Consider the following 22,559-nt stretch of genomic DNA (forward strand, 5'->3'; position numbering starts at 1 on the left):
CAACTCGAAGGAAGGGACACGGCGGACCCGCGCCACACTCGGGATTCTAGACCTGGGCACAGTCCCCGGTAAGGGCCTGGCGAAACCCTCCCGGCGGGACCGGCGGCAGGTTTGTCGGCCCGGCGTGGGACGATGTTTGTATGACCATTGCTGACGCCCCCGCCCGGCTGGCAGCCGCGGCGGATGCGTCCCTCAGATGGCATCCGGGCGGCCCGTATGACCTACACCGCACCCTGGGCATCCTGATGCGCGGCAACGGTGACCCCTCCTTCTCCTCCCTGCCGGACGGGCTGTGGATGGCGTTCACGACGCCGGAGGGACCGGTAACGCTGCGGCTCACCGTGGATGGTCCGGCGGGATCCGGACCGGACGGCAACGGCGGCCCCTACGTCGATGCCCAGGCCTGGGGCCCCGGCTCGGGCGCTGCCCTCGCAGGCGTTCCCCGGCTCCTTGGCGCCGGTGACGACTGGTCGCCGTTCGACGAGCCTTCGTTCTCCACGACGCTCCCCCATATGGTCCGTGAAGCCCGACGCCGGAACCCCGGCGTCCGACTCCCGTCCACCGGGCGGATGGTTGACTCCCTCGTGCCCACCATTTTGGAGCAGAAGGTCACCGTCATCGAGGCGCGGCGGGGTTTCCGTTACCTCATGTACCGCCACGGAACGCCCGCCCCCGGCACCGGTACCATCGCACCTCCCGGGCTGCTGGTCCGGCCCACCGCTGAGGGGTGGCTCGGCATTCCGTCCTGGGAGTGGCACAAGGCGGGCGTCGGCCCACAGCGGTCGGCGACCGTCATGCGCGCCCTGCGCTCCGCCGTCGCGCTTGAACGCCTGGCTTCCCTCCCGGCAGCGGAGGCAGCCGCCAACATGCAGACCATCCCGGGAATAGGCGTGTGGACGGCCGCTGAAGTGGTGCAGCGGACGCACGGCTGTCCCGACTCCATCGCGGTGGGTGATTACCATCTGGCCGCATACGTTGGCGCGGCGCTGACCGGACGGCGGACGGACGACGCCGGCATGCTGGCCCTGCTGGAACCGTGGGCGGGACACCGGCAGCGGGTGGTTCGCATGCTCGGTCTCAGCGGCTTCCGGAAACCCACCTTCGGTCCGCGGATGACCATCCAGGACCACCGCAGCCACTGACCCGCCACAGACCAAGCGCGAACGGACACTTATGCCCCTCTTTCCGGGGCCACAAGTGTCCGTTCGCGCTCAGAGGCCCAGCCGGGCGACGGCTTCCTCGCGCATCTCAACCTTGCGGACCTTCCCGGACACGGTCATGGGGAAGCTGTCGCGCACGTCGACGTAGCGGGGCACCTTGTAGTGAGCCAGCTTGCCCCGGCAGAACTCGGCCACCGCCGCCGCGTCCAGAGGTTCGGCCCCGGGCTTGAGGATGATGCAGGCCATGAGCTCCTCGCCGTATCTTGCATCGGGCACCCCGATCACCTGCACATCCTGGATGGACGGATGCGTGTAGAGGAACTCCTCGATCTCGCGCGGGTAGATGTTCTCGCCGCCGCGGATCACCATGTCCTTCATTCGGCCCTCGATCACCACGTACCCGTCGTCGTCCATGCGTGCCAGGTCGCCAGTGTGCATCCAGCCGTCCGCGTCGATGGCCTCGGCAGTCTTGTCCGGCTGGTTCCAGTACCCCTGCATGACTGCGTAGCCGCGGGTGCATAGTTCACCGATCTCGCCGCGCTCCAGAACTTCCCCTGCCAGGTCGACGATCTTGCTTTCCAGCCGCGGCATGGTCCGTCCCACGGTTTCCGTCCGCTGCTGCAGCGTGTCCCCGGCGCGGGTCATGGTGGACACCGGCGACGTCTCGGTCATGCCGTAGCAGATGGCCACATCCTTCATGTTCATCTCGGAAATCACCCGGTTCATCACCTCGATGGGGCACAGCGAACCGGCCATCACCCCGGTGCGAAGCGTGGAGAGGTCGTACGAGGCGAAGTCGGGCAGCGCGAGCTCGGCGATGAACATGGTGGGAACCCCGTACAGGGAGGTGCCGCCGAAATCCTGCACCGCCTCCAGCGCGGCGGCCGGCGTGAACCCGCGTCCCGGGATGATCGTCGCGGCACCGTGGCTCAGCGCGTTCAGGTTGCCGATCACCATCCCGAAGCAGTGGTAGAACGGCACCGGAATCACCACCCGGTCATGCTCCGTATAGCCCAGCAGCTCGCCGATGGAGTACCCGTTGTTGAGGATGTTGTGGTGCGTCAGCGTGGCGCCCTTGGGGAAGCCCGTGGTTCCCGACGTGTACTGCAGATTGATCGGATCGTGCGGATCGAGGGCCGCCATGCGGGCCCTCAGTTCGGAATGCCCGACGGCGTCCGCCCGCTTGAGCAGCTCAGCGTACGTGAGCTCCTGCTCACCCAAGGGGACGCCGGCGTCGAGCCCTTCTAATTCGAAGTCGGGCAGGAACACGAGCTCACGGAGGTCCGGGCAACCGGTGAGCGCCTGGCGTGCCATCCCCACGTAGTCGCTGTTCCGGTCCGACGGCGCCGTGACCAGCATCCGCATGCCGTTCTGTTTCACCACGAACTCCAGCTCGTGGCTGCGGTAGGACGGATTCACATTGACCAGGACCGCCCCGATCTTCGCCGTGGCATACTGCAGGATGGTCCATTCCGCGCAGTTCGGACTCCAGATGCCGATCCGCTCACCCTTCGCGACGCCCAGGGCGAGGAGACCGCGGGCGAGGCGGTCGACGTCGTCGTTCAGTTTGGTGTAGCTCCATCGGCGGGCGTCCGCCCCCGGCACGGCGGCAGCCTCGATCAGCGCATCGTGCAGGGGGAACTGCGCCACCACGCGCTCAAAGTTCTCGCCGATGGTCTCCTCGAGCAGGGGGACGTCCGCGTCCCCGGCGGTGTAAGCGCGCATGATGGCACGCTATCAAGCAGCCCGGTGCAAGAGAAGCAATACGGCCGGCCCGTTTGGCGTGACCGGTCCGGGCGCACTCACGCCGGCCGGTATTGTGAAATCCATGAGTGCACCCATCGACCTGCAGGCCACGTTCATCCCCAACGACGGCGAGTTCTTCCGCGTGAAGCTCGCCCTGGAAATCGCCATTGACGAGGTAGTCAACGAGCCCGGCTGCATCCGGTACGAGCTCACCGAGGCGACGGAGGAGAAGCTGGTCCTGACCGAGCGGTGGGAGTCCGAAGAGGCCCTCGACGCGCACTCCAAAGGCATTGCGCTGCAGGACCTGAATGAATCCCTCAGCGCCCTCCTGGCCGAACCCGTCCAGGTGGAACGCCTCTAGGTCCCCCTTTACAAAAGCAACTCCCCTTACAAAGCAACGCGGGGGTCACTTCGCGCCCAAATAACCTCGGTTCATTGGGTGCGAAGTGACCCCCGCGTTGCTTTTTGGGTAAGGGCTAAAACTCGGGGATCTGCGAGCCGTCCTGGGGTCCGGAGCCCTTGTTGCTATTGCCCGCGGCTGCGGCGGCCTCGGCCTGGGAGCGGGCCACATGGGCGTGGACTTCCTCCATGTCGAGGGCCTTGACGGCGTCAATGACCTGCTCGAGCTGCGGGGCGCCCAGCGCACCCGGCTGTGAGAAGACCAGCACCTTCTCGCGGAACGCCATCAGCGTGGGGATCGAGGAGATGCCCGCCTCCGCTGCCAGCTGCTGCTCCGCTTCCGTGTCCACCTTCGCAAAGACGACGTCCGGGTGCTTTTCCGACACCGCGGAGTACGTGGGAGCGAACTGGCGGCAGGGGCCACACCATTCGGCCCAGAAGTCCACTAGGACAATGTCGTTGCCCTCGATGGTCGATGCGAACTGTTCACCTGTGATGTCAACGGTAGCCATGGTTCAACCGTACGCGAGCCATGTCCGTAAGTCCCGCGCGATAGCGCCTTGTTCGCTCCCCGCGTCACCGGGAATATTCTGCCGGCCGTGCGCCGCTCAGGCCCGGCCGCTCGCGCAGCAATGTGCCATATGGGGGAAACAAGTGCCCGCTCCCAGAAAAACAGGTATTCCCTACTCGTGCAGCACCCGTGTGGTGCTTCCTACACTCGAATCAGGCTGGGGCCGGCACGTTCGCGGGCGTGCGCCACTCATGAATAGCGGTCATGCGCCCCACATGCCGTGCTCCGCCCCGTGGGCCCGAGCGCCTCCTGTATCTGCGCGTCACCGTCCGCCGCGCATCCGGACACCGCCTGCGCACGAATCAAGGGCCCGCCATGAACCATCAGGAGACGCCAGATCCCCAGATCACCTCTGGCCAGGACAGCGACCCGGAAGCGGAAAGCTTCGTCAGGCCAAGCCGGGGCAGGCATGGACCGCTGGCCAGAAGGCCCGCTGCCCGGGTGTTGCTCATATCCGCAGCGGTGTCCGCTGCCGTGCTGGCGGCGGGGGCGGGCGTCAGCGCGCTGGTGGCGTCCGACGGCGGGAGCCCGGCTGCCGCCGTCGGCCAACCGGCCGCCGTCGGCCAACCGGCCGCCGTCGGCCAACCGGCCGTCGTCGGCCAACCGGCGCCCGCCGAACCACCGGCGCCCGCGACTTCGTCCACGTCGGCCGCACCGAACGCCAGCGCGCCGGCCACGGCGGTAGCGGCAGCCCCCGCCACAACAGCGCAAGCAAAAGCACCTTCGAAGGCAGCTGCCAAGCCGCTAACGAAGGCGACCGCCAAGCCACCAAAGGCGACAGTGAAGGCACCCGTGAAAACTGCAACCGTCCACAAGGTTGCGCCGGCTCCTGCACCCAAGCCCACCACCTACCGGGTGGTTGCCGGCGACACGGTCAGTTCCATCGCGGCGCGCTTCAATGTCAGTACCGGCGGTGTGCTGACAGCCAACGGCCTTGGACCCGGCTCCATCATTGTTCCGGGCCAGATGCTCAAGCTCAGCGGCCCCGCAGTGTCCGCACCGGCACCGGCACAAGCTCCCGCTATGGCCCCGGCGCCCGCACCGGTTCCTGCACCGGCACCGGCTCCTGCACCGGCTCCTGCGGTGCGGACCATCTATGTGGCTGGCGCCGGCGGCCAGGCGATGGTGGACAGCTGCATCGGACCCATCCACTTCACGCCCACCGACGGATACTCGCTCTTCATCACCGAGCACGACTTCTGTGGCGGCTGGGCCCGGTTCTCAGGAATCAGCGTCGGTGAGCGCGTCGACATTCCGGGCTACGGCTCGTACCGGGTCTCGGCCCGGAGCCAGGTACCGAACCCCGGCACCACCAACGACGTCGCTGCGGTGTTCGGCGGCTTCCCCCGGGCAGTCCTGCAAACCTGCATTCCGGGCACCACCCAGATGCTTGTCATTGCGCTGAACTGACCGGACTACCGAAACAGAGCACAAAGCCCGGCCGGGACCACCACGGAAATCCCGGCCGGGAACGGGACCGCCCGCACGGGCGTCCGTAAGATCGTGGCCATGACGCAGCGACGCTATCGGGACCTCGCCGAATGGCCCCTGATGGGGACGGCCATTGTGTTCCTGGCGGCGGACGTTGGCCGAGGGGATCTACACTATGTGCGCTGCTTTCACCTCGAATCGCACGCTAACCGGCGACACCGATAGAGCCGGGTTGGCAGCTGCTCTCGCCCAAGGGTCACTGCATGAGTAGAGTGTGCCCCACAGCGCATTTCGGATATTGGGGGGACCGTGAAACTCCTACTCGCACCGCTTGTTCTTATCATGCTCACCACCGGCTGCTCCGCGCCCACCAACCCGCCGACCGGCGGTACGCCCGCGGGCAGTGAGATCGCCTCTCCTGAGGCCACGCCCACCGTACTGCCGGTCGCGAAATTTGAACTCAAAACGCAGTCTGGAGCGAAGATCGAGTTCGAACTTCCCACACCAGTAACAGAACCTGCACTGGCAAAGCTTGAGGCCTACCGGAAGAAGACCGGCGGCAAGCCGGTGACGTACGTCGTTGCGGATGTGGATAACCGCAACGGCACAGAGGTGGTGAACATGTCCCAGATCAACGCATTCGATAGGGAAGGCCGTGAGTACACCTTCAGCGCCGTCCGGCAGGCCATCGAAATGTGGAAACCGACTTACCGTAACGATTTTGAATATAAAGCGCCGGACGGCCGGGTCCTGGACCACGCGACGGGCAGCGCTTTGAACGACGAGGGGTCCGAGTTGTACAACGCCAACCTGAATGACGCTGGAGTTGCCGGACGAGCGAAGATCATCCTTGCTTCCACTGACGTTGACCTGCCCACCGAGTTCACAAGAGTCTCCGTGCAGCCTTCAAAAGAAGGGTCGGGTGAAGACGCCATCCCCGTTCAGGGATAGGCGGCCACCAGCCCCAGGTAGCCCGCCCGATAGATCGATGAAGTGTCTGGAATGTGGGGCAAGCCGCTCGGGTGAACGCCCTGTCGTGAGCCGCCTCGTGGAACTGGAGGCGTTCCTTGGCTGGTTGATGGGCACCCCGAGCCAGGGAGGGAGTGCTTCGTTCCTGCACGGCCCTGACGCACCCGGGATCTACACACGTTTTGTCCTATATCCCACAGGTGCGATCACCGGGCATGACGGGCATGAAAAAAGCCCCTCCGGAACCTCGTAAGAGATCCCGGAAGGGCTAAATTCCTTGCCATTACTGGCTGGTGGCAGATGAGGGATTCGAACCCCCGTAGGCGTTGCCAGCTGATTTACAGTTACAGTGCCCGGGTTTTGACCACTGCCACTCAATGATGTCTAGTTCTGTCGTTGCAGCCCAGAGGCGCTTGACAGTCCATTCGGTGGTACTTCAAACCGGCTCGTGATCATGAGTGTGTCTACACTTTGTCCACACTGCGACGGCTTGTCCCGACATTCATGCGCAGTTGTTCCGCTCAGGAACGAGACACGGATGCCGATAAGATTATGAGGACCCGCGGGGACCACCCAAGGGTCAACGTTGGGTCGTGGGGACGTCCCGGTACGGAATCAACGCCGTTGCTGCGGCACCATACATGGCCGACAGACCAGCCCCTCTTGCACTCTTGTTTGGGCAGGATGTAGCCCCCCTCTGGTTTCGCCCTATGGGAGGGGCTTCCGGGCCGGAGAGCGAGCCTAACGACAGCGGCTAATCAACTTGCGCTGGACTGGATCGCCTAACCTAAGGAGACAGGAGCACCAGCCAAAGGAGCGGCAATGAGTCTCAAAGAGGCAGAGAGTTTGGTCAAGTCCAAGCAACGGGTCGCCGACCACGGCGAGGTATTCACTCCTGCGTGGATGGTCGAGGACATGCTGAGGCTCGTAAAGGATGAATCCGAGCGGATCGACGCCAGAGTCTTGGAGCCAGCCTGCGGCTCGGGTAACTTCCTGATACCGGTCCTGCTGCATAAGCTCATTACGGTGCAAGCCAAGCACGCTAAGAGCCAGTTCGAGAAGCGCCACTATGCTCTCTTCTCGCTGATGTGCACGTATGGAATAGAGCTCTTGCCCGATAACGCTCAGGACTGTCGCGACAACCTTGCTGCGGTTTTCAATAGTTACCTTGGTGTTGAGGCAGACAACGAATGGGCGCTTGCCGCCCGCTGGGTGCTGGCCGCCAACATCGTCCAGGGCGACGCGCTAAGTATGACTCTTCCCAACGGCCAACCCATCACATTCCCTGAGTGGGGTTATCTCGGGAAGGGCAAGTACCAACGTCGAGACTTCCGATACGCAGATCTGACCCAACGAGCATCATTCGAGGGCACCCTCTTCGGCGAGGTTGCCGAAGAGGACCTCTTCACGCCGACACGAACCCACCCAACGATGAATGTCCATCAACTCGCCGAACAGGCCACCGCGTGAGCAAGGCGCACCTGGTACTGCAATCCCACAACCCCGATGTCCTTACCTGCATCGCCAATCTCTCCAACGACGAGGTCTTCACGCCGCCGGAGATGGCCAACAGGATGCTCGACATGCTTGCGACGGCTTGGTCGGAGGCGCATGGCGGCGCCGACCTCTGGGCTGACCCAACGGCGACCTTCCTTGACCCGTTCACAAAGTCCGGCGTCTTCCTTCGCGAGATCGTCCGCCGTTTGACCGATGGGCTGGACCCCACGATCCCAGACCTCAACGAGCGCGTAGATCACATTCTTACGCGGCAGGTCTACGGCATCGCCATCACCGAGTTGACGGGCTACCTCGCGCGGCGAAGCGTCTACTGCTCCAGATATGCCAACGGCCCGCACTCGGTAGCGAAGTCCTTTACTACCGAGGACGGCAACATCTGGTTCCAACGCACCGAGCACACCTGGGGCGGCGGCAAACGCGAATCCCCGAGGGATCCGCTTAGCGGTGACGAGAAGAGCGTCGACACCACACGTAAATGCATCTACTGCGGAGCCAACGAAAAAGACTACGAGCGTGGCGCCGAGTTGGAGACCCACGCCTACGCCCTCATCCACACAAACGACGTCAAAGCTCGCACCGCCGAGCTGTTCGGAGAAGACATGCAGTTCGACGTGATCATCGGGAACCCCCCCTACCAGCTCAGCGACGGCGGCCACGGCTCCTCGGCAGCGCCGATCTACCAGATGTTCGTCGAGAAAGCCCTCGAGCTTGATCCGCGCTTCGCGGTCTTTGTCACCCCCTCCCGCTGGTTCGCCGGTGGCAAGGGCCTCGATGAATACCGCAGGAAGATGCTGGGCGATCGCCGAATCCAGAGCATCGTGGACTACCCCAAGCTCTACGAGGCCTTCCCCGGGGTGAAGATCCGCGGCGGCGTCTCCTACTTCCTCTGGGACCGCGACCACGACGGCCCCTGCACCATCCAGACAATGTGGGACGGACAGCTCATCGGCGAACCTGTCGCCCGCGACCTCGACACCTATGACGTCCTAGTGCGCCGCAACGAAGCCGTCCCGATCCTCGACAAAGTCCATGCCAAGTGCGAACCCACTCTCGATGCTCGGGTCTCGAGCCAAAAGCCATTCGGGTTGCGCACGTTCGTACACGGTCAAGAGACGCGCTTGGGCCTAAAGGACCCTGTCCAGCTCTTTGGATCGCGGAAGGTGACTTGGATCGACCGCTCGGATATCCCGGTGAACGATGGGTGGATCGATGAGTGGAAGGTCCTCATGACTCGAGTCCAGGGAACGAGCGCCGCGGTCGAGACGAAGTTCCTCTCGAAGCCCATCATCGCCGGACCTGGCACCGCGTGCACCGAGAGCTACCTCGTTGCAGGACACTTTGGGTCCGAGACCGAGGCGAAGCGCTACGCCTTGTACTTGCGGACTCGTTTCGTACGGTTCCTGGTGTCGTTGCGGAAGTCCACGCAGGACGCTCCGAGGAACGTGTACGCGTTTGTGCCGGATGTTTCGTTGGATCGGGAGTGGAGCGATGCGTCACTCTACAAGCGCTACGGTCTCACTCAGGACGAGATCGCATTCATCGAGTCTCAGGTCGCTGCGCATGATGGCGACCTGTTTGATGCCGACCATGATGCTGGCGACGATGACTAAGAGCATTGACGAGCTGTTGCCGGTGAAACCGACGGCTCGGCTGAGGATTTACACGTGGTCGCCCCTCCACCCCCCGGCTGACTACACCGGACTGATCAAAATTGGTCAGACCACAAAGTCTGACGTGAACGAGCGGATTCGCGAGTCCCAAGGGCAGATGCAGCACCCCTACGTCTTGCACGCTGATGTGCTCGCTGAGCGCGAGGATGGTTCACTCTTCCGCGACAGCGACGTACGCCAGCGTCTCATTGACAAGGGGTTCGCCAATCCCAGGTTGGGCTCCTCTCGGGAATGGGTGCGTTGCTCACCTGCGGACGTGCTGACTGCCATCTCTGAGCTGCGCACCGGTGTGGCAGTGACCGGCACCCATCACGAGACCTTCATAATGCGGCCCGAACAGGTACGTGCCGTCGAGAAGACCTACAGCTACTACCGCGAGATCTGGAACGAGAACCCCGACGCCGTGCCGCGTTTCCTCTGGAATGCGAAGATGCGTTTCGGCAAGACTTTTGCCTCTTACCACCTCGCAAAAAAGCTCCAGGCTCGCCGGGTGCTCGTACTGACCTTCAAGCCCGCCGTGGCAGATGCTTGGAAGGGCGATCTCGAAACGCATGCCGACTTCGACGGCTGGCAGTACCTATCTACATCGACCTTTCATGGCTTCGAATCGGCGGACTCAGGCCGTCCCCTGGTGTACTTTGGGTCGTTCCAGGATTTGTTGGGACGTGACAATCAAACCGGTGCCATCAAGGCTAAGAACGAGTGGCTGCATGCCACCAACTGGGATCTTGTGATATTCGACGAGTACCACTTCGGCGCCTGGCGAGATAGCGCAAAAGAGCTCTTCGAGGGCGAGGACGCGACGGTCGCCAAGAAGGAGCTTGCAGCCCTGAGCCAGGATGCGCTGGCAACGTTCGACGAGGAACTCGATGAGCTCGGCAACGCCGAAGACGACTTTCTCCCCATCACAACACGCGCATACCTCTACCTCTCGGGGACCCCGTTCAAGGCGCTGGCGACTGGGGAGTTCATCGAGGAACAGATCTTCAACTGGACCTATACGGACGAGCAGCGTGCCAAGGTTGAGTACGCCGAAGCCCATCCCGCGGAGTGGAACCCCTACGGTGCGTTACCGGAGATGCGTCTGCTTACCTACCAGATGCCCGACGAAATCGTCGCCGTTGCGAACCAGGGAGAGTTTGACGAGTTCGACCTCAACGCATTCTTCGAAGCCGAGGGATCGGGCGCCGCAGCGGAGTTCAAGCACAAGAGCGACGTGCAGAAGTGGCTCGACATCATCCGCGGCTCGTACTTGCCCACCCAGGTCGACGCCATGCACTTAAGTAGTCGTCCTCCGTTCCCGTACTCCGACGCGCGCTTGTTGCCATATCTTCAGCACTCGTTCTGGTTCTTGCCCAACGTTGCCGCCTGTGAGGCGATGGCCAACCTTCTGGCCGAGCGACAGAATGTCTTTTGGCACGACTACGAGGTACTCACAGTGGCGGGGCCTCATGCCGGTATCGGTTTGGCAGCACTTCCACCTGTTCGCGAGGCCATCGGGGACGGTCATGCTACTAAGACGATCACACTCTCGTGCGGCAAGCTGACCACCGGCGTCACAGTAAAGCAGTGGTCCTCGATCCTCATGTTACGCAGCCTCAACTCTCCAGAGACCTACTTCCAGGCAGCCTTTCGAGTGCAGTCCCCATGGTCCATCAAGAATCCAAACGGTGACGATCCCAGCGAAGAAGTGGTCCTGAAACCAGCATGTTTCGTCTTCGACTTCGCTCCCACCCGAGCCCTACGTCAGATCTCCGACTACGGTTACGGACTGACTCCGGATGCCATCAACCCTGAGCATGCTGTCGCGGAACTCGTCAGCTTTCTGCCCGTATTGGCCTACGACGGCTCCAACATGACCCAGGTCGATGCCGGAGGGATCCTCGACATTGCCATGGCCGGGACGTCGGCGACCCTATTGGCACGCAAATGGGAGTCCGCAGTCCTCGTTAACGTCGACAACGAGACGCTTCGCAAGATCATGAATAGTGAGGCAGCCATGGAAGCCGTTATGAACATCGAAGGTTTCCGTGCTCTGGGAAGCTCAATCTTCGAAACAGTCGTAAACAAGAGCGAGTCGGTCAACAGCACGAAGAAAGAGCACGGCGACGCACTTACTCCCACGAAGAAGAAGGAGCTCAGTGCCGAGGAAAAGGACTACAAGTCCAAGAGAAAACAGATTCAAGAGAAGCTGATCAAATTCGCAACACGGATCCCAGCATTTATGTATCTCACGGACTACCGCGAGAACACCCTTCGCGACGTAATCACCAAGCTGGAGCCCGAGCTGTTCAAAGCCGTCACTGGCCTCACGGTCGATGACTTCCATCTGCTTGTTTCACTAGGTGTCTTCAACGCAACTCATATGAACCAAGCAGTCTTCGCTTTCCGTCGCTATGAAGACGCATCCCTGTCCTATACCGGCATCGAGTCCCACCAGGGACTGCGGCGGTTCGGGCTTTACGACACAGTGGTAGAGGTGAAGATGGAACACGATCGCCGAGAAGCGCTTCCGTCGGCATCATGACGACTTACACTTCGGCTGAGTTGGCCGCCCTAGCCGAGCACGTTCCCGTTGCCGCAGCGGACAAGGGACTGCTGTTCGTCGCGGATGCCGAATTCAAAAATGAGTCCGATGTGGTGCTTGGTGCAGCCACCGTTGCACTCGATGCTGCCCTGGCCATAGCCTTAGCCGTCCAAGCCCCCTTCGTCTCAGTTAGCGAAACCAGGTTCTGCGCAGAGCTGCTCCGTTCTGTGATGACAGACGAAGAGAGAAATGAGCTCCCGCGCAAGGTCGAGCGCATCATAACTAAAGCCAGTTTTCATGAGGGCGACATCGAGGTTCTGACCCTGAAGTGGCCAGCGCAGGGGCTCATTTTCGAATGGACCGCCGGTGCAGATTGGCATGACGAGTTGTGGGACAAGCTCTCCGAAGCCACAGCAGAAGTGTCTCAGGAATCCAGCGAAGAGCTGGAAGAGGCACAAAAGGTACGCAACGAGCAGTTGCGCAAGTTCGAAGCCAAGCTCGCTGCATCCCGCGAATTCAGGGGCGCATCGGTACAAAAACGACGGGCGATCGCCGAGTCAATAGCCTTGACAATCTCTGACGACCTGGTGGACAGCTGGGGCTTTCGGATGGCCTATACCGAGGCTGGCAGGGTGGCCAAGAGAACTGCCTATGAGTACGAGCAAATATTCCCATCCCATTTCGCGGAGTTGGCCACGGAACTAGTTGAACGGCGAGACTGGCCAAGTTCCGGGACGGCAGGTGCTATGCGGGAGGCCACGCTGAAGTTTCTCATCGAGAAAGCAGACGGATATCGCCTCGGAACGGCCTTCATTGAGGAACTCATGCAGGCAGCACTGGGGCCTAAGCCCTGACCGGAACCTCACTCGGAAGCCCGGTTAATCGTCCGGACTTTCGGCCACGTCTTCCTCATGCTCATGTTCGTAGTTTCTGTCGGGCTCCCAGTCTTCCAGATCGAGAAGCGACAATTGCGGGTGGCTCCTGTTCGCAGCAGACCCAGGTTGTGGCATTCGTGTGCCGCTCGGTTCGAGTTTCGAGGGCTGGCCTTTTGGTGCAGCGCTCAGCGTCGGTGCAGCCGAGGGCTCTTCCCCCAGCAACGTTCGACGCGCATGGAATCGAAACTTAGGGTCGAGACCACAAATGTCGGTAATGAACCCGCAGACATCAGCCGCAAGCTTTGCTGCGATTGGGTCAAAGGTCCCCTGTTTGAGCGCCTGAGGGACTGGGCCAACGTCCGCAGCCGTAGCGAATGCGGTGGCCACTTCGATATATCGGAGAGAGGCTTGGAGGTGCTGCGGACGCTTGAGAAGCCGCGTAACCAATTCAAGCATTGGTCGATAATAAGAAGGCAGATGTCCCATTTCCTGTGTGCCTGCAGGACGCGCACGGTTTAGGAGAGCAGCTGTTACCCTTTTCTCTTCCAGTCCCGAAGGCCCACCAAAAAGATACTCCTGGACTGCCCTGTCGGGGTCGCCAAGAAAGCCCCCGCGAACGTATCCAGTAATACGCGTCAGACTCAGCAGGTAAAGCCAGCATAGATCAAGGACCACAGCCCGATGTGCTGGATCCCCTGGGTTAAGAAGTTTGCTAGCTTTGCTCATGTGGGCCGCAAGCTGCGTCGGATTTCTGTGAGACGCGTTCACCCAGTAATCGAACTGGCTGAAGTCGAGCAAATGATTGAGTTTGCTGTTCAAACCGTTGAATGCACTGAGGTGGTTAGCCACGGCCCGGCGATCAAAAAGGACAGCGAGGCCCGCGGAATCACTATTGGGACTTGGATCGTGGATAGTTTGGAGTCTTTCAAGCTCAGGACTCGTGAGAATACCAATGCCAAGCCTTGCCGACAATTGCCTCGCAGCGTCAGTTACTTCGTGTTCTCGAACCAGATACGCATGGTCCGCCCCAAAGAAGTCAGCGACTCCCTTAACCCAAAACATGCGCGAGGTGCTGTCACGCCTGCTCGTCTTGCAATCGGCTATGAGTGTGGTCAGGCGAACATCGGGTGAAATGGAGATTCCCAGGACGTCTAGATCGGTGAAAGATTGAGCGCCTCCGCGTTGGTTGGCGGCTTTGTGCCCTCGCAGCTCCACGTCCAAACGCGTTGACAATCCCATATCCCAAAAAAGGCGTCGAGTTCCCACCTTAAGCCCCAGATCAAGCTCAGACACTATACAAACCGTCCCATTGCTGCTTCGAATATTTGCGAGAAGTGCATCGGATCTTGCATCGCGCTCTCTCGGCTGCGGTACATCATTTGCATAGGGGCGACGTACGCATTGCCAGCGTCCAAGGCACTCCGTGCGTCCTGATCGCTTACCCGCGTTTCAACGCCCTCTCCATGCGTTATTAGATCTCTAGCGAGAATCAGAGCGGCTCGGTTGTCTTCCGTATCAACAAAGCGCGGCACCTTCCAGTTACCGCCAGGCCTGCTATCCGGATCGAAAACTATGAGCCCACCACGATACATCAGGTTGTACTGCCGCTCGTGGGAACTGTGCGGTGAGAGGAAGCCTCGGTTCTTGTCCAACAACTTGTTAATCACGGAGACAAGGGCACTCTGTGAGAGGTTGTTGTGGCCTCCGTCGTACTCCGCACAGCGCAGACAAGCAAGCACAGTCAATGCCTTGTCCAGAATGGCCTTGTGCGTGGTGAGCAGCCTCTTATCTGGCACGTAAGGCAGTGCAGCAAAGGCCTGGGTAGTGCCGCTTGGAAGCTGCACTGCCGGAGCCATTACCAACCCACGCGCAATGGCATCGGAAATCAGTGGATACTTTTCCTTGGAGATTGCCAGACCCTGATGCTTTCGAACAGCATCAAATTCATCACTCAGCTGACCACTACCGTGGTCATTGACGAGGTCGCTCAGGACTTCAGGATTCTCGAAGCCAAAAAACGGCGAGTAGGCGATATCCCCGTCCCGAGTTTTCAAAACTTGGATCAGTCCGCCGCCTTTGGCCACCTCCATGACGTGCTTCAAATCGGAGCGGTCCAGGCCGTACTTATTCTCGATGTCATCGACGGGCACAGGGGCCCCTGAGAGTCCATCAACGACTGTCAGCAGCTGCTGCTCAATATCGGTCGGCTGGCGCTCTTTCCAAGACTCCCCCAGGCGTTCGTAGAGGCTCTCGTAATAAGGCACATTCTCCGTGAACGAGGTGATCTTTCCGCCGGTCCGTTGTACGCCTTGAACAAAACCCACGTCTTCCAGTACCCGTATCACGGAATCGAAAGACAACATGTTTACGTCAAGCTGCGCGGCGGCCACAGTCATGAGGGCTTGGCCGTCCTGAATCACGTCACGGCCTCGTATTAGACCTGCAACGGTCGCGGCCATACCAACAGTGCGAGTGTCATTCAGGGGACCTAGGAGTGGGGAATTCGGGTCGACGTTGCGAACTCCAGAATGAACATCCTGACACCTGAGCCCAAGATTGATACCCTCCACGCCAAATACCCCCATATGCTTCGCTGAGTGAGGCGTCACTGGCCCCTGCACTAAGTTATAGCAGCCTGCGAGCGGCGCGAGGCCCAAAAAAGCAATTAGCAGCGGTGCGTGACATTCGAAAGCTGGATCTGCAGACGGCCTGTTGGACCATGCCCCGTCTGAGTTGATCTCTGACATGATCACAGCCCGTGTGCGCGGGTGCGCTCTGCGGGTCAAGGATGCGGATGGTTCCACGGAGCTAGTAGCGCTCTCCCTGGGTCCTGACGAGGGCGGAGCAATCGACCCTGGTAGGCGGGCCAGTCGTTCCCATTGTTCCTAGGGCTGAGCACCTGATCTCTGTCTTCCACAGCGTGCAGTATTCCCGCCACCGCAACGCGTTCACCGGCTCGAACGGGCGCGAACCTGGGGAGGAATCTATCCGCCCAGGAAATACTTGCCACCACAGACAGCGAGTGTCCCGCCCTGGACGGGAGCTAACCGCTTGGCGCTCTATCCATGAGGAAACAGCCATCTAAAAGGGGGAACTGAGAGTGTACAATCGTCTATGGAAACCCGGTCCACTCCCCCAGTGTTGACCGGGTTTCTTCGTGTGCCAGCACCCCCGTTAGGAACAACCCCGCCCTCCAGTCTTGGTCGAGCTGGGACTCGTGGACAGGACAACTACCCTGCACCTTGAAGGCTCGTGACGGCCTCCCATAGCCCCGCACGAAGCCTTCACGGCCTCCCTCACCCCAATCACTCACCAAGGCCTGCAAAGAAGTGCTCGTAGGCAATGACAATCCCTGACCCTGGTCGCCAAAGGCACTAAACTCGCCTAGAGCGCGGCCTCAACAGCCGGTGAAAGGTATAACACCATCCTCTTCACCCCGGACTTTTGGTCGATCCCGCATGAACTCTGCTAAGGAAGGAACCAGTTGTCCTTAGCGGACCTTTGTCGCCCGTCCCCTGCGGGTTGCACAAGCTGAAGACTGCTCAAGAATCCGCAATTTGTCATCGGGGGTCTCCAGTTAGCTGAGGGCCATCGCATCCGACTAGCAGAGTCGCATAACCTCGTGCTCCAGCAGCTCTTCTGTCCCTAGGCTTCCACCTCCACGGGAAAAAGCCAAAATGCACCAAGAACTGTGATTGCCACCAGTGAGAATGCTAAGACATTCTGCATCGCCGTATGAGTACTAAGGGCACGTCCGCGTCGCTCCTCAGGAGTGCCTCCGTCATTTCGAAACGAATAGTCAGCTATGCGACCCCGGAGCGACTTTATTCTTATCCAATGACTCGCATGAGGGTGGAAATGAGCGGGAACCGCTAGCTTCATGTGGTCAAGATGACTGCCCACATGGATGTCGTTGGTCTCCGTGAGCCAAACCAACGCCTTGCAATACAGAGCGAGGAACCCTACGTAGATCAGTCCAATGGCCACCCACCGGTGAAGATCCTCGCTCCTCTCCGGTATATGAGCACTAATAGTACGTGGCAGCCAGCATAGCAACATCCACATTGGCAGTAGCATGAGCGCGTTCTGTACAGCGTTCCCGAAACGTTCCGCTAAAGGTCGATTTGGTACCCCTGCCTCGCCATAAACAGTCGTCGTTGCGACGACTGTCAGGAGGCCTACAATCCCATAGCCGACCATAAGTGCAACAAACGACTGGACGACTGATACTGGCGCTATCGTAGTGCCGACGCCCATGGTTAAAGTCCAATACGCCACTGAGAAAATTCCCAAGGTTATGGAAGAGACCATTATTGTGGAGGTCATAGTCAATCGTTGAAGGCCAAGTCTCAGACCGTTGCTGAGCACGCATTCTCCCGCGAACAAAGCAACGCACGAACTCTGGAAGGCAGCCCACAAATCAAATATCTCGGCATGGGAAAAAACGTTGTAGACAAGAGCGCAGCCCGAAAAGGTCCAAATAGCTGCCGTCGCGATCTTCGTCCGTCTACTAAGTCCGATCTCAGTCTCTCCCAGCGATATTGAACGGGTTACCTGATGAATCAGGAATATGGGACCGACGACTACGAGCCCGGCTCCGAGCCAGAGGCCATGTGAGAGAGGTAGGTCTTGCTCATTTCCGCTCCACCCCACTGAGCGGGCAGTAAGGATGGTAAGGCCAAAAACTGAGCACATCGCGGCAACAGTGCAGGCCGCCAGCCTCACCCGCAGCCACCAAGCGACAGGCTTCTGACGGGCAGTGTGCTTGGAACCATTCTCGAGGTACTCCTGCGACCACTCCATTTTCACCAGGACTTGAGCATCTACTTGGCAGAGCTTGATGGTGGGACCGGCCAACAGTGTCGCGAGCAAAGCAAAGAACACGGACGTAGCAGCGTCATTAGTTCCGCTCACTTGCCGCAAGGGCAAGACACCCGCAGTGGCCAGCACAAACAGTATCGATATCGCAATCCACGGGTAATCCTTACCCGGCCGCCATTCGCCCCTGCGCCAACCCCGCACAATGAATACAAAAAGAAGAACGGCAAGCAGGAGACCTGCAAGGGGCAGCAGTTGATTCACCCTTCCTGCGCTGATGCTTGAAGAGCCGATCGGCAACAGCACGAATAGCGCCGGGATAGCAAGCAATTCAAGGGAAGCGGCGCCCTTACTAGGGTATTTATTGAAGACCCACGGCCTATCCCCGCTCCCGAGATTCAGTTCGGCCGTGAGGGCGACAGCGAGCCCGAAGGCAGCTGCCGACACCACAAAAAGTATGACCACAAGGTCTGGCGGCACAAGCATTGACACAGCCATCAGTGCCAAGAACAGTATCCCGCCGACCAATGTCGGAAGCCCAGCCGCCACAATTTCGCCACGGGCAGCCCACACCAAAGCCGCCGTAACGAGTACCAACGCGGTAAGTAGGAACGCTAGAGAAGTCAGACCTGCCCTCGTCGTACCGACATTGATGCTGTCAAGACCGGCTGCTGCGCCAAACGCCAGCGACGATCCGATCACCCAAGCAAAGGCTCCTGAACGAAGAGCGCTCCTGCCGCTGATGGCAGTCGCAGACTCCTTGAAGGAGCGACGCAGCCGGTCGAAGAAGTCCCCCCAAAGCCACCCGAACGTCGCGCATGCGCCAACAAGGAAAGCGGCGTGCCAGCGTCCCGGCCAGTTTAGGTAGTGTGCACCGGGCATAGTCCAGTTGAGCCCCGGTGACGGATCGAGGAGCCATTGAACGATGACGGCCAAGCCTGCCACCCCTCCCATAATCCCGGCGCTTGCGCGAACGCGAAAATCAGCGGGCGCAGGAAGTCTGCCAATCAGCGTCACCAGTGAGGCAGCAAGCACTGGCAGAAAAAGGCCATCTCCCCATGTGGCACCTCGATAGTCAAGTAGACCGGGAACCCCGTCCGCATGTCCTCCCGAAGACCAGAACCCCAGCATTACGCCAAACCCAAGAGCGGCAAGCAATCCGCCGCAGAACACTGGCTGCCATTTCTTCTTAACCACGTTCCCCCACCAAAAATAAAGGTTGTCTCCCGCCGCTCAGACCAGTATTCACCTGCATGGGTGAATCGGCAGGATTTCATAGCCGAGTCGCACCGACTAGTGTGAGGGAATGTGTCGACCCTTGTGGCCCTTTGAGCGCGGCAACGAAGACACGAAGTCGTTGCACCGTACCGTATGCTCGCTCGAGCTCGACAGCGAGGAGATTGCCCGTGATACACCTTGGCAGCTGCTTCCAAAGAACTTCAGCAAAAACGTAAAGAAGTCACGGTTGAATAGACCCCCGGGAAGGCTTGGAAGAGTCATTCGTGTAGCGTTTCCTTTCGAGCATCTTGATTCTCAGTGAGATACACCGGAAACGTTTGTCGAATTGGGACGCCCCCTAGGACGTCGATTCACAAGGAGATATACATGTCGAAGTTTTGGTGGGTGAACCAGGGAAGGAGCTTCGCGCGTGAGCTGGACATGGGCATTACATGGGCACCACTGCTGACCGAAAAGGGCCGAAAGCAGCACCACTGGGAGCGCATGGACCTGGCTCAGCCCGGAGACGTCGTGATGCACTACGCGGAAGGCCAAATTCGGGCTATTAGCCGCGTCCTGGTTGGCTCGCATCCGGCTTCAAATCCGCACGCTGGCGGGGAGTGGATCCAGTCAGGCCGGGAACTGAAGCTTAGCTACGACGTCCTTGATGTTGCAGTGGCTCTTGAACGCCTGCCCCTGGAGTTACGGCGAAGCCATTCAGGGAATGGGTCGCCATTCGATCGATACGGCTCAGTTAACCTAGGGTACTTTTTCGATCTGGCTGATGAAATCGGTGTCTGGATCATGGATACAGTCGGTCTTGTTGCCGGTCCGGAAGATAAACTCTATGACCTACCCCCGCATGGCGAAGCGCAGAACCATGAGACCGTGATTGTAGTTGGCCCAGACGGGGAAATCACTGTCAAGACCCGCGCCGAGCACCACCAGCTCAAGAGCCTTCTGTTCAAGGGAAAGAAGGAATCTGATTGTGCCCTCTGCGGGAGGACTCTCCCTGTCAGCTTGTTGATTACTGCGCATATCAAGCAGCGAGCCCAGTGTTCGAAGGAAGAGCGAGTAGACGAGCACGTCGTAATGGTTGCCTGCGCTCTCGGCTGCGATGCTCTTTACGAAAAGGGCTTTGTTAGCGTGAGCTCTGACGGCAAACTGATGGCTGGGCCGAAGGATGCAACGGCTCCGGCGCTGATCGAGCACCTTAGTAAGCTAGCTGGTAGGACCGTAGGCGACTTTGGACCTCATAACGCAAAATACTATGCGTGGCACAGAGCTGTACATGCGAAAATTGGCGGGTTCTAGTTAACTGCATTCCGAAGGAAGACTGCTGGGGTTCTCACATGTGGACCACAAAAGACGCTACTGTCCAGCCATGAACGAGATGCTGACTGTTGGCGGACTGGAAGTTGAAATGAGCGCGGCCGAGAGCTGGGTGGCCCGATACGTGCGAACAAACTCAGGGCTTTGGTCGTACCCCGCATACGACAGTTATCCAGGGTCTGGCACCCCGCAGTTAGCCGAGCAAGATCTTTTGGCGGTTGCTCTTCTGAATGCACACCAAAAGCCAATCACCTCGTATTACACCCTGGTTGGGCTACTGCCGGAGCTCAACACCAGACTCACCGCGCTCGGCACTGCTCACTCCTTGGTGGATGCAGACACAGACCAACTCAAGAACATCGCTAAACCGTTCGGGGTACTCGACGATCGCAAAACTCCCGAGGTCGGACTAACAAAACTTTCGAAGGTCTTGCACCGCAAACGTCCCCACCTTCTCCCTCTTTACGACAGAAATATCAAGCACCTCGACTTCCAGGTTGGTCCCACCCCTCGCCTCTCCTTCGTGAAAGGCAGGAGCTGGGAGGGGTACGGGAAAGTCTGGATAGAAGCTGTGCAGCAGGATCTTCAAAGCCAGAGGGCAAAGTGGCGACATCTGGCAAGCCTCGCCACCGATCCCGCCATTTCTCCCTTGCGGGCCCTTGATATCGTCGCCTGGGGCTTAGGCGAAACGCGTAACCCCCCGAAGGAGCTGATCGGCGCCCGCCCTATGCAGAGGCCTCACATGACTACTAATTCCTTAGGTTGGCCCGCTTAGGAATACGCTGCAGGTACTCCCTAGCTAAAACCACTGGCGCCGAACAGGCCCAGCAGTTCAGGAGGGTGACGCTGGTGCTCCACACGGCGAAGAGCACAATAACGGCCGGAGCTTCCTCGCACTCATGGCTCACTACCAGAACTTAGGTGCCATCAATTTCAACAGCAACTAGCTTTGAATACGGTGCCTTTTTCAGCGCGCCTATCCCCTAGCCATATGTAACTGTCTCGCAACGCTCTTCATTCTCCGGGGGCGGCGTGAACCCTTCAGGCCACTCGGTCTCCTCGTCATAACAAATAGTTTCTCCACGATCACCCACAAGTTTCGCTCCGGCAAGGATGGATTGGTCCAGTTTGGCGCCGTCGAGACGGGCAAGCGTGAGATCAGCGTCGGTGAAGTTGACGTGTTGAAAGTAGGTTTTGCTCAAATCGGACGCGTGCAGGTTCGTACCCGACAAGTCGGTGTACGAGAAACTGGAACTTCGAAGGTTCGAATAGGACAGGTCCGAGGCAGAGAAGTCGGAGTCGCTCACCCGAACGTGCACCATTTTGGCTTCTTTGAGGTTTACTTTCGGGAGCTTCGCCCGACTGAAGACGGCGTCGTTAAGTAGTGCTTCCTCCATGTCAGCCCCTGCGAGCCCAAGTCCCGATAGATTCTGATTCTCCAAGTCCATCTCTCGAAAAGGTCGAGGGGACGAGGGATCCGCAGAGGAACGTTCGCGAACAAAGCGTAGGTTTTCTAGCCGAGTTTCGTGACTGGATCGTCTGTCGTCCAGTGCCGCCTGGAAAGCCAGCGACAGAAAGGCGACCAGCCCGGCTGAAGCGAGAGCAACCAGCGCGTCACGCTTCCAGCTACGTTTGTCACGTCTTATGTCTGTGCTAGGAGGACGGCTCGGTTTAGGCGGCACATACCGTTCAGCAACTTTCATTGTCAGAGATTACGACACCAAGAGTCCCTGACCTGAGCACCGCGCTACTAGAATTTCGTCATCGACAGTCTCGACGATTAGGTCGCCCTACGAAGGGGTCCAACTCTGTCAGCCCCGGACGCTTGGATGTGGCTGATGAAGACGATGTGTAACTCGAGCAAGGTGGGACTTGTCCCCCGCCGCTAGACAATATCCTCCCGGTTCCCACCGTTGCCTAAAACAATAAATACGGCCAACCAAAGGAAACCAATAATAAGTCCCGACTGGGATCAACTCGGTCGGATTGCGATTGAAAACGTTGGACCAGGGGACGCTTCTCATGTGCTCGTTGATTCCCCAGTAAGTGAAGCGGTCATCCGCGAGGGGTACTGGGCGAAGTTTCCGAGGGACTCCGCGCAGCCATTTATGGTAGATCCAGGAGCGTGGGTTGTTAGCGAAGATTTCTACCTCCGACTCTCTTGATACGACGAAGCCAACAAGAAGAACATAAGCATTCTTACTCCTCCTAACTAACCGTAGGCTCGGGCGCGTTCGATAGTTTGCAGAAGTGACTGCCGCAGGTGTTGGTATCGAAACTTGTACTTTGCGTGGCACAGAGGCCTGGATACAAGATCCGCGGCGT

Annotated in this window: 16 protein-coding genes; 10 read left to right on the top strand and 6 right to left on the bottom strand. The window is 59.6% G+C overall.

Translation table 11 applies throughout. From position 1 onward, the window contains the following. The first annotated feature begins 140 nt into the window (after positions 1 to 140). Positions 141 to 1,142: a DNA-3-methyladenine glycosylase family protein gene (locus QFZ23_RS18145; protein WP_306925029.1), complete on the top strand. Its 1,002-nt coding sequence runs from the start codon at positions 141 to 143 to the stop codon at positions 1,140 to 1,142. A gap of 69 nt (positions 1,143 to 1,211) precedes the next feature. Here the strand turns inward: QFZ23_RS18145 and QFZ23_RS18150 are convergent, their stop codons facing one another. Continuing rightward, the gene (locus tag QFZ23_RS18150) at positions 1,212 to 2,885 is read right to left on the bottom strand and encodes an AMP-binding protein (protein ID WP_306925031.1); all 1,674 of its coding nucleotides are present in this window, start codon (positions 2,883 to 2,885) and stop codon (positions 1,212 to 1,214) included. Positions 2,886 to 2,988: 103 nt separating this feature from the next. Between QFZ23_RS18150 and QFZ23_RS18155 the strand changes: the two genes are divergently transcribed. Continuing rightward, positions 2,989 to 3,267, top strand: a complete 279-nt coding sequence (locus QFZ23_RS18155) for a putative quinol monooxygenase (RefSeq protein ID WP_003804267.1) — start codon at positions 2,989 to 2,991, stop codon at positions 3,265 to 3,267. Between the two features lie 115 nt (positions 3,268 to 3,382). On the opposite strand, the gene QFZ23_RS18160 is transcribed toward QFZ23_RS18155, so the two are convergent. Continuing rightward, the gene (locus tag QFZ23_RS18160) at positions 3,383 to 3,817 is read right to left on the bottom strand and encodes a thioredoxin family protein (protein ID WP_306925034.1); all 435 of its coding nucleotides are present in this window, start codon (positions 3,815 to 3,817) and stop codon (positions 3,383 to 3,385) included. 374 nt (positions 3,818 to 4,191) lie between these two features. Here QFZ23_RS18160 and QFZ23_RS18165 point away from each other — a divergent pair, with 374 nt between their 5' ends. The 6 genes from QFZ23_RS18165 (at position 4,192) to QFZ23_RS18190 (ending at position 12,845) form a co-directional block, all read left to right on the top strand. Next, a complete protein-coding gene (locus tag QFZ23_RS18165; protein ID WP_306925036.1) occupies positions 4,192 to 5,286 on the top strand; it encodes a LysM peptidoglycan-binding domain-containing protein in 1,095 nt (364 codons plus the stop codon). A gap of 330 nt (positions 5,287 to 5,616) precedes the next feature. Next, complete coding sequence (locus QFZ23_RS18170) at positions 5,617 to 6,258, top strand: hypothetical protein (protein WP_306925038.1); 642 nt, start codon at positions 5,617 to 5,619, stop codon at positions 6,256 to 6,258. 840 nt (positions 6,259 to 7,098) lie between these two features. Continuing rightward, positions 7,099 to 7,746: an N-6 DNA methylase gene (locus tag QFZ23_RS18175; protein ID WP_306925040.1), complete on the top strand. Its 648-nt coding sequence runs from the start codon at positions 7,099 to 7,101 to the stop codon at positions 7,744 to 7,746. Continuing rightward, positions 7,743 to 9,404, top strand: coding sequence for an Eco57I restriction-modification methylase domain-containing protein (locus QFZ23_RS18180; RefSeq protein WP_306925042.1), 1,662 nt, complete (start codon positions 7,743 to 7,745; stop codon positions 9,402 to 9,404). Before QFZ23_RS18175 ends, QFZ23_RS18180 begins: the two co-directional genes overlap by 4 nt. Beyond that, positions 9,397 to 11,991 carry a DEAD/DEAH box helicase family protein gene (locus tag QFZ23_RS18185; protein WP_306925044.1) on the top strand — a complete coding sequence of 865 codons (2,595 nt, stop codon included), beginning with the start codon at positions 9,397 to 9,399 and terminating at the stop codon, positions 11,989 to 11,991. The genes QFZ23_RS18180 and QFZ23_RS18185 overlap by 8 nt, the downstream gene beginning before the upstream one ends. Then, the gene (locus QFZ23_RS18190; RefSeq protein ID WP_306925045.1) at positions 11,988 to 12,845 is read left to right on the top strand and encodes a hypothetical protein; all 858 of its coding nucleotides are present in this window, start codon (positions 11,988 to 11,990) and stop codon (positions 12,843 to 12,845) included. Before QFZ23_RS18185 ends, QFZ23_RS18190 begins: the two co-directional genes overlap by 4 nt. Positions 12,846 to 12,869: 24 nt before the next feature. Here the strand turns inward: QFZ23_RS18190 and QFZ23_RS18195 are convergent, their stop codons facing one another. From QFZ23_RS18195 to QFZ23_RS18205, 3 genes are all read right to left on the bottom strand, one after another. Further along, positions 12,870 to 14,159 (bottom strand): hypothetical protein, encoded by a 1,290-nt coding sequence (locus QFZ23_RS18195; protein ID WP_306925047.1) that lies wholly within the window; start codon positions 14,157 to 14,159, stop codon positions 12,870 to 12,872. Beyond that, the gene (locus QFZ23_RS18200) at positions 14,159 to 15,325 is read right to left on the bottom strand and encodes a hypothetical protein (RefSeq protein WP_306925049.1); all 1,167 of its coding nucleotides are present in this window, start codon (positions 15,323 to 15,325) and stop codon (positions 14,159 to 14,161) included. Before QFZ23_RS18200 ends, QFZ23_RS18195 begins: the two co-directional genes overlap by 1 nt. Positions 15,326 to 16,511: 1,186 nt before the next feature. Next, on the bottom strand, positions 16,512 to 18,881 hold the full coding sequence (locus tag QFZ23_RS18205; RefSeq protein ID WP_306925051.1) for a hypothetical protein: 2,370 nt from the start codon (positions 18,879 to 18,881) through the stop codon (positions 16,512 to 16,514). A gap of 408 nt (positions 18,882 to 19,289) precedes the next feature. Between QFZ23_RS18205 and QFZ23_RS18210 the strand changes: the two genes are divergently transcribed. Continuing rightward, positions 19,290 to 20,216 carry a hypothetical protein gene (locus tag QFZ23_RS18210; protein WP_306925054.1) on the top strand — a complete coding sequence of 309 codons (927 nt, stop codon included), beginning with the start codon at positions 19,290 to 19,292 and terminating at the stop codon, positions 20,214 to 20,216. Positions 20,217 to 20,286: 70 nt separating this feature from the next. Beyond that, a complete protein-coding gene (locus QFZ23_RS18215) occupies positions 20,287 to 21,009 on the top strand; it encodes a DUF6308 family protein (protein ID WP_306925055.1) in 723 nt (240 codons plus the stop codon). 208 nt (positions 21,010 to 21,217) lie between these two features. Here the strand turns inward: QFZ23_RS18215 and QFZ23_RS18220 are convergent, their stop codons facing one another. Then, entirely contained in the window at positions 21,218 to 21,937 is a 720-nt protein-coding gene (locus QFZ23_RS18220) for a pentapeptide repeat-containing protein (protein WP_306925056.1), read from the bottom strand. Between the last annotated feature and the right edge of the window lie 622 nt (positions 21,938 to 22,559).

The organism is Arthrobacter globiformis (assembly GCF_030818015.1).
Taxonomy (GTDB): domain Bacteria; phylum Actinomycetota; class Actinomycetes; order Actinomycetales; family Micrococcaceae; genus Arthrobacter; species Arthrobacter globiformis_C.